The following is a 13,386-nucleotide window of genomic DNA, read 5'->3' on the forward strand; positions in this document are numbered from 1 at the left end:
TATTTAATAGAAAAACGAAACCCGACAGATTTTTGAAACCTGTCGGGTTTAATTATGTTCTTCGTTTAGGATTTATAAAAAAATAATACTTAGAATCAGTGGCAAAATAAAATTACAACTCAAATTTCTTCCCCTGTTCAGGATAAATAATCTTCAATCCTAAATCATTTTGAGCTTTTAGCTGCTCTTTAATCTTTGCAATATTCTTTGTTGGAGGTTTCAAATGTGTAATAATAATTTTAAAGTTTTCAAGAGAACCTTTTCCTGACAACTCTTCTAGAACATGAAGTTCTTTCATTAAATAATTCGGAGTCAAATGACCAAACAAAAATTTATCTGGCTGTTCATTTGGAAAAGAAACTTCAATAAAAATTCCCTTCAATTGTTTGGCCTTTACCAATGGAGCAACAACTGTCCATAAATCACGAAGATTATTGCTTTTTTCTACTTCATCTGGTCCTGTATCACCCAAATACAAAGCATAATCATTGTTGCTTTTAACTAAGAATGCAGTGCTCTCAAACGGATTAACATGACTTAGAGAAAATGCTTTAACCGTCATTTTAGTATTCGTTAAAGCAGTTTCTTCGCCTAAATTTAAGGTTTGAAAGTGGTATTTTTTTAAAGGAAAACCAGGTCCCGAGTCTCCAAAATTTGCCCAAGTCTGATCGTTAAAATAATGATTTTCCATCATTTCCATGCACTTATTAGTAGCGTAAACCGTCTTTGAAGAATCGGCAGGAGAATTGATGATCAACCCTGAAACATGATCTAAATGGGCATGAGAAATCAAATATCCTTTAATGTATTTTCGTAAAACTTCATTTGTGGAAACTTTAAAAGTTTTCTTTTCTATAGCTTTTTCAATACCAGCATTTACAGTTCCGGCATCAAGGCAGATATAATCGGTGGTATTTGATGGAGCTATTAAATAGGAGGAAAGATTTTTTTCGTCAATTCCGCCCATTACTCCTAAAGGAACTACAGAAAAAGATGGTTTTTCTTTTTGAGAAAATATATTGGTTGTAACTAAAAGAAAACAAAGCAGAAGCCTAACGCAATGGGTCATGATTTTAATTTTAAGTACTGCAAATTTTATTAAATAAATTCAATATTGAGGTTTCGTTTCTGTTAATACTATAAAATAAGCTTAAATTTACTTTCATTTATGAATTAAGTTCAATGAGAAATTAATTCTAAAATAATATCTTTACATAAAAATATAACAATTTTAACCAAAAAAGTTACAATGACAACAATAGCATCGCAATTTGGAATGAAAGAAGCTCTTGAAAAATTGGGCATCAAGACAATAAATGAAGGAACATCAACGGGAATTAATAATTTTTCTTCAGGAGAAATTTTAGAAAGTTATTCGCCAGTTGACGGAAAATTAATTGCTTCGGTCAAAATGTCAACAGCAGCAGATTACGAAAAAACAATTCAAACTGCGGCAGAAGCTTTTAAAACTTTTAGATTAATTCCTGCTCCTCAGCGTGGTGAAATTGTACGTCAGTTTGGGGAAAAATTGAGACAAAATAAGGAAGCGCTTGGTAAATTGGTTTCTTACGAAATGGGGAAATCATTGCAAGAAGGATATGGGGAAGTACAGGAAATGATTGATATTTGCGATTTTGCGGTAGGTTTATCACGCCAGCTTCACGGTCTAACAATGCATTCTGAAAGGCCAGGCCACCGTATGTACGAGCAATATCATCCGTTAGGAATTGTTGGAATTATTTCTGCATTTAATTTCCCGGTTGCAGTTTGGTCTTGGAACACAGCTTTGGCATGGATCTCTGGAGATGTTTGCGTTTGGAAACCTTCAGAAAAGACACCTCTTTGTGGTATTGCTTGCCAAAATATAATTGCTCAAGTTATTAAAGAAAATAATCTTCCAGAAGGAATTTCGTGCTTAATAAACGGAGATTACAAAATAGGGGAGTTATTGACTGCAGACACTCGTATTCCGCTTATTTCTGCGACTGGTTCGACTAGAATGGGAAAAATTGTAGCACAAACTGTTGCAGGAAGACTAGGGAAATCATTATTAGAATTAGGAGGAAATAATGCTATTATTGTTACTCCAGATGCAGATATTAAAATGACGGTTATCGGAGCTGTTTTTGGAGCTGTTGGAACAGCTGGACAACGTTGTACTTCTACTAGAAGATTGATTATTCATGAAAGTATTTATGATAAAGTAAAAGACGCGCTAGTTGCGGCTTATAAACAATTAAGAATCGGAAATCCGCTGGACGAAAATAATCATGTTGGACCACTAATTGATACTCATGCTGTCGAAATGTATGCAGCAGCTTTAAATAAAGTAGTGACTGAAGGCGGAAAAATTTTGGTAGAAGGTGGAGTACTTTCTGGTCAAGGTTACGAAAGTGGTTGTTATGTAAAGCCTGCAATTGCAGAAGCTGAAAATTCATTTGAAATTGTCCAGCACGAAACATTTGCTCCAGTTTTATATTTAATTAAATATTCTGGTGAAGTAGAAAATGCAATCGAAATTCAAAATGGAGTTGCTCAAGGATTATCTTCTGCGATTATGACGAATAATTTACGTGAAGCCGAAAGATTTTTATCTGCAACAGGTTCTGATTGCGGAATTGCTAATGTTAATATTGGAACGTCTGGAGCAGAAATTGGAGGTGCTTTCGGAGGTGAAAAAGAAACTGGAGGCGGACGCGAATCAGGTTCCGATGCTTGGAAAATTTATATGAGACGTCAAACGAATACAATCAATTATACAACGAATCTTCCATTGGCGCAAGGGATCAAATTTGATTTATAATTGCATTAATATATAAAGAAAAAAAGGCTTCCAAATGGAAGCCTTTTTAAGTTAAGTTAGTTTTACTTTTTTATAAGAGTTTGGTTAAATGATCCGTCAACAGTATAAATTTTGGCTAGGTAAGTGCCGGGAATTAAACCGCTTGTATCTATGCTTTCAGAATTTCCGGAGTTAACAACTAGATTTCCAGAGATGTTGTAAATAAGTACTTTTTGTACTTTGTATTCTGGATCTGATAAGTATAATATGCTTGAAACAGGATTTGGATATAAAACGATTTTAGGAGCTTCTGTACTTTCTTTTGCAGTAGTTTCAGTTACAGCAGCCATTCTTAAAGTGTTTCCGCCATAAACTGTACTAATGTAGAATAAGTTGGCTACAGATCCTTTGGTTATGGTATGAGAACCAGCAGCAATTGAAGCGATTACAATTCCGGCAGATGCGGTATAGGAAACATTATCAACTTTAATAGTTCCAGTAAAATTTGAGTCAAAAACCAAAGTTAGGGTAGAAGCGCTGGCTGTTGTATACGTTATTGATGTGCTAGATTCTATTTTTAAACGCTCAGTCAATGTTAATCCATTATAAGTTACAGATCCAGGAGTTGAATTCATGTTTCCTGTAATAGAGTAGAAGGTACTTGTTTTTCCAGATGTTGTAAAATTATGCAGTTCAGATCCACCAGTTGAGCCTGTTGTAACTGTTATTGTTCCTGATGCAGTTACAGGTGTTCCTGCAGTGCCTGACGTTGTTACAGAATAAGATACATTTGCTGTTGGAGTTCCAGTAATAGTTATCGTTTTTGCCGTTGTGTTTTTTACAAAAGACAATCCAGAAGCAGATAATCCTGTTACAGTGGCATCAGTAGCGTTTCCGCCCCAAGTAAATACAATAGATGCAATTGCTGTTCCTGAAGAAACTGTTTGGCTATTGTTGCCAGATGAAGTTAATGTTTGTGTTCCAGCTGGAGTTACTGTTACAGTTCCAGAACCAGTAGCTGGGGAACCACTAGTTCCAGAAGTTGCAATTGAATACGAAACTGTTGCAGTTGGTGTACCCGAAATTGTTATGGTTTTAGAGGTAGTATTTTTTACAAATGTCAGTCCAGAAGCAGGCAATCCTGTTACAGTTGCATCAGTTGCATTTCCGCCCCATGTAAATACGATTGAAGAAATTGCTGTACCGCTTACAACAGTTTGATTGTTGTTTGAGGCAGAAGTTAAAGTTAAAGTCTGTGTTCCAGCAGGTGGATTTCCTTCCCCTTGTACTGCAACTAAAGTTCCAGTATAGTTTGTAAGTGCGGTTTTTAATGCAGTAATGACTAAAGAAGAAGTATCATCCGTTGCGTTATTAAATGTCCATTTTAAATCTCCTCCAGAAACACGTCCTGCATATTGAGTCGTTTTTGTTTTCGCTGCAGCGGGAGTATCGATTACTAAATTTTTCACATACAAATTAGCATCTGTATCAAAGTTGTTGTAAACATTAGCGCCCGATTTAGATTTTACAGCACTGCTCACCGTTTCTCCTCTAGTTGCGGCTACGTAAGCATCAAAATCTGTTGTAGAACTTATTTTTCCTGAAATATTGTACAATGGATTTGGATCGTTGTAAGCTACAAAACGCATATTATTTGTTCCATTTGATGCATCAAAAGTATTGTTGAAAGCTTTTATGCTTCCTCCAGCTTCACCAGAGAATGTTCCCATTGTACCAGCATTATTCACTTGGTTTGCTTCGTCCCAAATATCAGAACCTTGTAGTGAAGTTAGCATTGGGTGCTTACTATTTCTAAAATAGTTTCCTTCAACAAAAAGTGAAGATCCCATAGTTGATCCTGCTCCATATTTAGAAACTCCGTCATAATAGTTGTTATAAATATGGGCTGAATAATAACGTACACGAGGATGGCGTGAGTCGGAGTGGTCAAACCAGTTGTGATGATACGTGATATAAAGTCCAGAAGTTGTTCCTTCACTTAAACCTAAAAGACTTGCTTTTCCATTATCCCAAAAGTGGTTGTACGATAATGTGATATAAGTTGAAGTTTTATTGTCTAATGCACCATCACCTTTTATTTGGTCAGCATCACTACCTGCATTTCCGTAGAACAAATCACAGTTATGAACCCAAACGTGGTCATTGTCCTGCTGCATTCCTACGTTATCTCCAGCAGTACTGTTGCAGTTCATAAATCCAAGATTGCTTACTTCTATGTTGGAAGCCGATTTCAATCGTACTCCCCATCCATTTGCAACGGCATCATCACCGATACCTTCAATTGTAACATAGCTTGCAGCATTGTTTGCATTTTCAATAACAACATCGCCACCTTCCATAACCGTCATATCAGTAATATTTCCGATTAAACGTATAATAAACGGACGTGTATCTTTTCCTTTCTTGATAGCGTAAAGAATATTCTGCAAACCAATGCAAGGATTTGAACTTGCACCAGTAATATTCATCGAAATGGTGTTTTTGGTATTTTGAGTAATGTACAGAATTACGGCATTATCTTTAGGGGTTCCGTCTGCTTTGTATCCTCCAGGAACGCGCCCGCTTTCAAAAGCAAATCCGTTTCTGTCGTGTGCGGTTACAGTTAGATTTCCTGTTGTAGCTCCAGTTCCTTCTGTGCCATTTACAACAGGTTTTACTTTTACAGTGTAAGTTCCGGCTTTAAGCCCCGGAATGTCAGCTCGGAAATAAGAACCATAACTTCTAATAAGCTGGTCGTCTATTTTCTGGTCTGTAAATCCGTTGCCTGTGTAATATACATTGTAAGTCTGGGCACCGCTGACCGGCTGCCATTTTACAAAAGCAGTTTCCAACCAGCCAGAAGCTTCATTAATTTGGATAGTTTGGGCCCATAATTGAACTGTCATGAGAAAGACAGCCACGAAAAGTAGGTTTTTTTTCATAAGGTTTGTTTAAGATAGTTAATAAAATAAGTAAGTGGTTTTACTTTCGATTTCAAGTGGTTTAATTGTAATCGATTACACAAAATTATATATTAATTTTTAATAGTATAATTTTTTTGCCAAAAAAAAGAGTATGCTTTAATTATTGTGCTTTTAAAATATTAAAAATGTAATAAATTGCATTAATTGTAATTTATTACATATTTTGTATTGAGTACGGAAAGCCGTATTTTTCTCGCTTTTTATAATTTCAAAAGTTAAACAAAAAAGAATAGAAGAGATCTGTAATTTTTTTTTATTACATAAATTACATTTGATTTTTTTGTAGGAAATAGATTCTTTTTGTGTTTTGAATAACAGATTATTCTTAAAAGTTTTAAATAGAATTTTGAATTGTCTTTCAAAATTTAGTCTATTTAGAAATAAAAAAAGCCCTTTTGATTTTACTCAAAAGGGCCTGAATTAATATTTTTTGACAGTTAGTTAGTCTTTACTAGAAAGTTTTGATAAAAGTCTTAAGAATTCGATATATAACCAAACCAATGTAATCATTAATCCCATTGCTCCGTACCATTCCATAAATTTTGGCATTTTTTCTCTGGCTCCTTTTTCAATTAAATCAAAATCTAGGAAAAGATTAAGAGCTGCTATGATAATAACAAAAACGCTAATCCCAATACTCATCATAGAGTTTCCATAATGAACAGGCTGCCAGCTGGTAAACATAGATACCACCCAAGAGATTAAGTAATAAGTAGCAATGGCCAATGTTGCCGCTACAACAACAGATTTGAACTGTTCCGTAACTTTAACAATTCTAAATTTGTATAAACCAAGGCAAACTAAGAAAGTAACAAGTGTTGCACCAACTGCATTAATTACTATTCCGGGAAATTTTAATTCAAATATTGCAGAAATACCTCCTATAAATAATCCTTCAAATAAAGCATATCCTGGTGCTAGGTAAGGAGATAGCTGTGGTTTGAACGAAGAAACTAATACTAAAATGAAACCAACAATTGCTCCTCCAATTGTAGGCAACATAGGGTTCATTCCGTTAAAAGCCATCCACCATGTTACCATAGCAGCTCCACATAAAATTAAAAATAAGATTGCTGTTTTGTTGATGGTTCCAGATACCGTCATTTCTTGATTGTAATCAATAATCTGAGCTTGGTGTACTTCTGTTCTTGATTCAGTATTAGACGAAAAACGCTTACTGTTTAAAAATGGATTTTTTGAATTAAAGTTCATATTTTAATACATTTAATTGAACCCAAATATATGGAGATTTTTTGATGTGCAGTTGCATAGAAGAAATTTTTAACATGAATTTCTGTTCTTTATTTAGGTCAAAAAAAAATCCATTAAAACTAATTTAATGGATTTTCGAATATTTTGATTTAAAGAAATTATCTTATTTTAATAAGTCTAAAACTAACGATGGGAATAAACCTAAAGCAATATTTAAAACAATTGATACTACAGCTGTAGCATAAATAAGGAATGGTCTTCCTGTTCTTTCTTGATTAGGTTCTTTAGAATACATTGCAATGATCAGTTTGAAATAATATCCAACACTAATGATAGAATTGATTACTGCAACGATTACTAAACCAATGTATCCCGCTTGAATTGTTTGATTGAATAGGAATAACTTAGCAAAGAATCCAGAGAAAATAGGAATTCCAGCCATTGATAATAATGATGCTGTTAGAACTGCAGCCAATAGCGGATTTGTTTTTCCTAAACCATGAAAGTTTGTAATATCTTCATTATCTTGATCTCTACATACATATAAAATTACACTGAAAGCTGCGATTCCTGCTAATGCATAAGCAGCAGTGTAGTACAATAGAACTCCAGCTGATGCAGAAACAGTTAACAATGTCATTAACATGAAACCTGCGTGAGAGATTCCAGAGAAAGCAAGCATACGTTTTACGTTTACTTGTCTTAATGCCATAATATTACCAACAGACATTGAAGCAATAGAAATAATAACGACTATAACTTCAAAAGTATGCAATAGATCTTGATTTTCTAATGAAGAAATGAAATTCATGCCAGCAATGAGCTTAAATAAAGTTGCAATGGCTACTACTTTTGCCAATGTACTCATTAAAGCAGTTGTTAAAGCAGGAGAACCTTCATATACATCTGGAGCCCAGAAATGGAAAGGAACAGCAGCTACTTTAAATAACATTCCAACAACCATTAAAATCATTCCGATTGGGAACCAGATTGGTAACTCAGCAGAAAGTGCACTTTCGTGAATATCACTAATATCAAAACTTCCCATTGCCCCGTAGATCAAACAGATTCCGAATAAGATAATTCCTGATGCGAAAGATCCCATTAAGAAATATTTCATACCTGCTTCGTTACTTTTGATATTCAAACGATCACTTGCAGCAAGTACATATAAAGCAATAGATAAGATTTCAATTCCTAAAAAGAACATCGCTAAGTTTCCGAAAGAAACCATTGCTACAGCTCCAGCTAGTAAGAAAACTTTAATAGCGACATAATCTGAAATTTTTGTTGGATGATTTTGGTAAAAATTATGACTTAATGCTACAAGGAAAATCGTCAAAACGATAAACAATGATGAAAAAGCTGTAGAAAACTTACTCACTGCTATCATATTGTTGTAATAACTTTGTTCTGTTCCAAATTCACAGTAATTAAGTGCCAATACACCTATTAAACCCAAAATGGTAATAGGGACTATGGCCTTTCTTAAATTAAGAATTTCAAACAATAGGCAGAAAATACCCAATCCTGTTATAGCTATTAATGTATTCATTTTTATCTTTTTGATTTAGGATTTCAATTTTGAAGTGAAATCCTAATTTATTTTTTGTTTAAAATATTAGTTCTTATTGATAACTTGTAAAATAGTTTCCAAGCTTGGTGTAATCAAGTCTGTGATTGGTTTTGGATATAAACCAAAGAATAATAAAACTGCAATGATTACCGCAAATGAAACTCCTTCATTAAGCGTAACATCAGTAAAAGTTTTAGAATTTGTTTCACCTAACATTACATGCTGGAACATTCTTAACATATAGTAAGCTCCTAAAATGATAGTTGTTCCACCAAGAATAGCAAACCAAATATTGATTTGAGATAAACTGTACAATACTGTAAACTCTCCAACAAAGTTAAATGTGCTTGGTAATGCAACAGAAGCTAATACTAAGATTAAAAACATTGATGTAAATTTTGGAGACTGAGTACGTATTCCGCCCATTTCTCCAATTTCTCTAGTTTCATATCTTCTGAAAATTACTTCAGCAGCAAAGAATAATCCAACTACAACAAAACCGTGAGCAATCATTTGCAAAACAGCTCCTCTTAAACCATCAAGAGTTAAGGTGTAAGATCCTGCAGCAATTAAACCAACGTGAGCAAGAGAAGAATAAGCCAATAATTTTTTCAAATCTTTTTGTCTCAAAGCTACGATAGATCCGTAGATAACTCCTGCAATTCCTAAAGCAATAAAAATATTCATGTATTCTTTTGCAGCTAAAGGAGCAATTGGCAATTGCCAACGAAGTACGCTGTATAATCCCATTTTTAACATGATACCAGATAAAAGCATTGTTCCAACTGTTGGAGCTTTTTGGTATACATTTGCTTGCCAAGTGTGGAAAGGAATAATTGGAATTTTGATAGCATAAGCTAAGAAGAAAGCCAAGAAAATCCAGAATTGCTCGCAAGCAGATAACTCTACTTTATATAAATCTTCGATTAAGAAAGAACCAGCTTTTTGGTATAAATAGATAAAGGCAGTTAACATGAATAATGAACCAGCAAGTGTATAAATAAAGAATTTAATTACTGCTTTTCTACGCTCTTCAGCATCACCATTACCCCAGATTAAAGCAATAAAGTAAATTGGAATAAGAGCTAACTCCCAGAAAATATAATATAAAAGTCCATCAGCAGCTAAGAAAGTTCCTGTCATAGCAAAAGCCATGAACAATATCAAAGCATAAAAACCTTTTGAATTGTTATATTCATTTCCGAAAGAAGAAAATATGATAATCGGAGTTAAAGCTGCAGTTAACAAAACCATTGCAAGCCCAAGTCCATCACCGTTTAAAGCGAAAGAAATTTTTGGCTGCGTAATCCAGCTGTTAAGTACGCTGATATTTTCGCCTGCATTATAATTATTCAATAATACAATCGAACATCCTAAAGCAGCTAAACTAAATAGTAAAGCAACTTTCGAAGCTAGTTTGTCACCAGAAAAGTAAGTGGCAAATGCACCAATTAAAAGTATAATTAATATAGTAGAAACGTTCATAGTAATAATATTATTGAGCTAAAAATATATAGGAAACAATTGCGCAAAGTCCTAAAACAAATACAAATAGATATAATCCTATACTTCCGGTTTGTAATTTTTTTCCTTGGAAAGCAACTTCGTTTGCTATTTTACCTAATCCAAATACAAGTGCAGATAATCCTGTCTCGATATAGTCTCTAAAGAATTTAGATAAACTATTAATTGGCTGAACAAATACTGCATCGTAAATTTCGTCTACATAATATTTGTTGTATAGCACTTTGCTTAAACCAGTAATGTTTTCATCAGATTCTGGAACATTATCTTGTTTAAAGTATTTCACATAAGCAATTAAAATTCCAAGTAATCCGCCTAATACTGCAACACCCATTAAAGTGTATTCTGTTGCGCCTAAGTGGTGTTCTTCACCTGCCACTTTTGTGAAAAGAGGAGCAAGGTAACCATTTAACCAACTGTTTCCAGGCAAACTTATTAATCCGCCAAAAGTCGCTAGAATAGCTAAAATGATAAGCGGAATAGTAATTAACGAACCACTCTCGTGTAAATGATGTTTTTGCTCTTCAGTTCCTCTAAATTCTTTGAAGAAAGTTAAGAACATTAAACGGAACATATAGAAAGCTGTCATGATTGAAGCAACAGATCCAACAACGTATAATGGAATACTGTGGTGGAAGGCTGTCAATAAAATTTCGTCTTTAGAAAAGAATCCTGAGAAAAATGGAACTCCTGAGATTGCTAAAGAAGAAATCAACATTGTCCAGAAAGTAATTGGCATAGCTTTACGCAAACCTCCCATGTTACGCATATCTTGCTCTCCGTGTAATCCGTGAATTACAGATCCAGATCCTAAGAATAAACAAGCTTTAAAGAAAGCGTGAGTGATTACGTGGAAAACGGCTACTTCATAAGCTCCAAATCCTAATGCTAAGAACATTAAACCTAATTGAGAAACTGTAGAATAAGCCAGTACTTTTTTGATATCGTTTTGAACTAATCCTATTGTAGCCGCAACTAATGAAGTGATAGCTCCAATAATTGCAATTACACTTTGAACATCTGTTGCAAGATCAAAAACAAAGTTTAATCGTGTTACCATAAAGATACCCGCAGTAACCATTGTAGCAGCGTGAATCAAAGCAGAAACTGGAGTTGGTCCAGCCATCGCATCAGGTAACCAAGTATATAACGGAATTTGAGCAGATTTACCACAAGCTCCAATAAATAAACATAAAGCAGCTAAAGAAAGTAATGGCAAATTTAAATTAGAAGCTCCAGCAATTGCCGTTTTTAAAGTTGCATAATCTAATGTAGAGAACATCGAACCAATGATGAACATACCGATTAATAAACCTAAATCTCCAATTCTGTTCATGATGAAAGCTTTTTTTGCAGCATCATTGTAATCTTGGTTTTTATGCCAAAATCCAATTAATAGGTAAGAACAAAGTCCAACACCCTCCCATCCAATGAAAAGAACTAATAAGTTGCTTCCAATTACAAGTGTAATCATGAAGAATACAAATAGATTTAAATACGCAAAAAACTTATGCATATTCTCATCATCGTGCATGTAACTGATAGAGTATAAGTGAATCAAAGATCCAATTCCAGTTACAAAAAGTAACCAAAGAACAGATAATTGATCTAATAAAAATCCAAGATTGATTTTTAAGTTGCTAATTTGAATCCAATCAAATAAAGTAACCTCAATTCCTTTTCCAGTCGAAGTTATTTGATTAAAAAGTAAAAGAGAAACTACAAAAGAAATTGCTACGGCAATAGTTCCGATTGCACCAGAAACTGTTTTGCCTAAGCTTTTTCCAAAAAAGACATTTACTAGAAAACCTAGTAAAGGAGTTAAAACTAAAATTAAAGCTAAATTGGTATCCATTTCTGATTATCCTTTTAAATTTTTTAAATTATCGATACTAATTGATCCGATATTTCTAAAGATAGAAACTAAAATGGCCAATCCTACCGCAACTTCGGCTGCAGCAACCGCCATCGAGAAAAACACAAAAACTTGTCCTTGTGCATCTTGATGATAAGTTGAAAAAGCAACAAATAAAAGGTTTACCGCATTCAACATAATTTCGATAGACATGAAAACGATAATAGCATTTCGTCTGTACAATACACCAAAAATACCAATACAGAAAAGTACAACACTCAAAAAGATGTAGTTTTCAATACCTATTTGATTTAATATATTACCCATTATTTATTTAATTTTTCTTTTTTAGACAATAGAACTGCTCCAATCATAGCAACCAAAAGTAAGATCGAAGCAAATTCGAACGGAACCATATATTCGTTCAATAATATTTTACCTAAAACTTTAATTGATTGGAAATCTTCTCCAGTAGAATCGTATTCACCCACAATCGGTTTCGAGTTAATAAAGATTGTAATTAAAACAATCAATATTAAACAGAAAGAAACAATAGCGCCTAAACGTGTAATTCTAGGGCGGTGAACTTCTCGCTGTTCGTTCAAGTTCATCAACATGATGGTAAACAAGAACAGAATCATAATAGCTCCGGAGTAGACTATTATATGGACAACAGCTAAGAACTGAGAATTTAATAGTAAATAATGACCAGCAATTGAAAAGAAACAAATTACCAAGTAAATGGCACTATGAATCGGATTTCTGCTGAAAATAGTCAAAAAAGCAGTAATAACGGTAATAAACGCTAAAAAGCAAAAGATAACTTGAACGGTTGTTGCGTGTGCAAAATCAGGAATATGTATCATTTAGTTAGCGTTTTTAAGTTGAGCGTTTTTCAAAGCCATTTCTAAAGGCATTACTAATTTATCTTTCCCGAAAATGAAATCTTCTCTATTGTAATTAGCAGGAACTAATACTTTAGATTCAGTTAAGTAAATAGCGTCTTTTGGACAAGCTTCTTCACATAAACCACAGAAAATGCAACGAAGCATATTGATTTCGTAAATTTCTGCATATTTCTCTTCTCTATACAAGTGTTTTTCATCAGGTTTGCGTTCTGCAGCTTTCATGGTGATCGCTTCTGCAGGGCATGATAAAGCACATAATCCGCAAGCTGTACAGTTTTCACGGCCTTGTTCATCACGTTTCAACATATGTTGACCACGGTAAACTGGACTCATTTCACGAACCTGCTCTGGGTAATGAATGGTAACTTTTTTTCTGAAAAGGTGTTTTACTGTAATAACCAAACCTTTCACAATCGCCACAAGATACAATCGTTCAACAAAAGACATGTCTTTATTTGACACCACCTTTTTTCTACCCGATAATGATATAGTTTCTATTGACATTTTTACTATTATAGTTTATGATTTACAATTTGACATCAATC

Annotated in this window: 10 protein-coding genes; 1 reads left to right on the forward strand and 9 read right to left on the reverse strand. The window is 33.9% G+C overall.

What is annotated here, in order from left to right; genetic code table 11:
* Positions 1–112 precede the first annotated feature (112 nt).
* Positions 113–1,069, reverse strand: a complete 957-nt coding sequence (locus M0M44_RS06330) for an MBL fold metallo-hydrolase (RefSeq protein ID WP_248729007.1) — start codon at positions 1,067–1,069, stop codon at positions 113–115.
* Positions 1,070–1,249: 180 nt separating this feature from the next.
* On the opposite strand from M0M44_RS06330, the gene amaB reads away from it, so the two are divergent.
* Positions 1,250–2,803: an L-piperidine-6-carboxylate dehydrogenase gene (gene amaB, locus M0M44_RS06335; protein WP_248729008.1), complete on the forward strand. Its 1,554-nt coding sequence runs from the start codon at positions 1,250–1,252 to the stop codon at positions 2,801–2,803.
* A 62-nt stretch (positions 2,804–2,865) separates the two neighbouring features.
* Here amaB and M0M44_RS06340 read toward each other — a convergent pair whose 3' ends face one another.
* The 8 genes from M0M44_RS06340 to M0M44_RS06375 form a co-directional block, all read right to left on the reverse strand.
* Positions 2,866–5,724 (reverse strand): pectate lyase family protein, encoded by a 2,859-nt coding sequence (locus tag M0M44_RS06340; RefSeq protein WP_248729009.1) that lies wholly within the window; start codon positions 5,722–5,724, stop codon positions 2,866–2,868.
* A 483-nt stretch (positions 5,725–6,207) separates the two neighbouring features.
* Positions 6,208–6,978 (reverse strand): Bax inhibitor-1/YccA family protein, encoded by a 771-nt coding sequence (locus tag M0M44_RS06345; RefSeq protein WP_248729010.1) that lies wholly within the window; start codon positions 6,976–6,978, stop codon positions 6,208–6,210.
* Positions 6,979–7,141: 163 nt separating this feature from the next.
* A complete protein-coding gene (locus tag M0M44_RS06350; protein WP_248729011.1) occupies positions 7,142–8,533 on the reverse strand; it encodes an NADH-quinone oxidoreductase subunit N in 1,392 nt (463 codons plus the stop codon).
* 66 nt (positions 8,534–8,599) lie between these two features.
* A complete protein-coding gene (locus M0M44_RS06355) occupies positions 8,600–10,039 on the reverse strand; it encodes a complex I subunit 4 family protein (RefSeq protein WP_248729012.1) in 1,440 nt (479 codons plus the stop codon).
* Between the two features lie 10 nt (positions 10,040–10,049).
* Positions 10,050–11,933 carry an NADH-quinone oxidoreductase subunit L gene (gene nuoL / locus M0M44_RS06360; protein WP_248729013.1) on the reverse strand — a complete coding sequence of 628 codons (1,884 nt, stop codon included), beginning with the start codon at positions 11,931–11,933 and terminating at the stop codon, positions 10,050–10,052.
* 6 nt (positions 11,934–11,939) lie between these two features.
* Positions 11,940–12,260: an NADH-quinone oxidoreductase subunit NuoK gene (nuoK, locus tag M0M44_RS06365; protein WP_008466103.1), complete on the reverse strand. Its 321-nt coding sequence runs from the start codon at positions 12,258–12,260 to the stop codon at positions 11,940–11,942.
* Positions 12,260–12,799 (reverse strand): NADH-quinone oxidoreductase subunit J family protein, encoded by a 540-nt coding sequence (locus tag M0M44_RS06370; protein ID WP_095929645.1) that lies wholly within the window; start codon positions 12,797–12,799, stop codon positions 12,260–12,262. Before M0M44_RS06370 ends, nuoK begins: the two co-directional genes overlap by 1 nt.
* Positions 12,800–13,345: a NuoI/complex I 23 kDa subunit family protein gene (locus M0M44_RS06375; protein WP_111286267.1), complete on the reverse strand. Its 546-nt coding sequence runs from the start codon at positions 13,343–13,345 to the stop codon at positions 12,800–12,802.
* Positions 13,346–13,386: the final 41 nt, after the last annotated feature.

It is taken from the genome of Flavobacterium humidisoli, from assembly GCF_023272795.1.
Taxonomy (GTDB): Bacteria; Bacteroidota; Bacteroidia; order Flavobacteriales; family Flavobacteriaceae; genus Flavobacterium; species Flavobacterium humidisoli.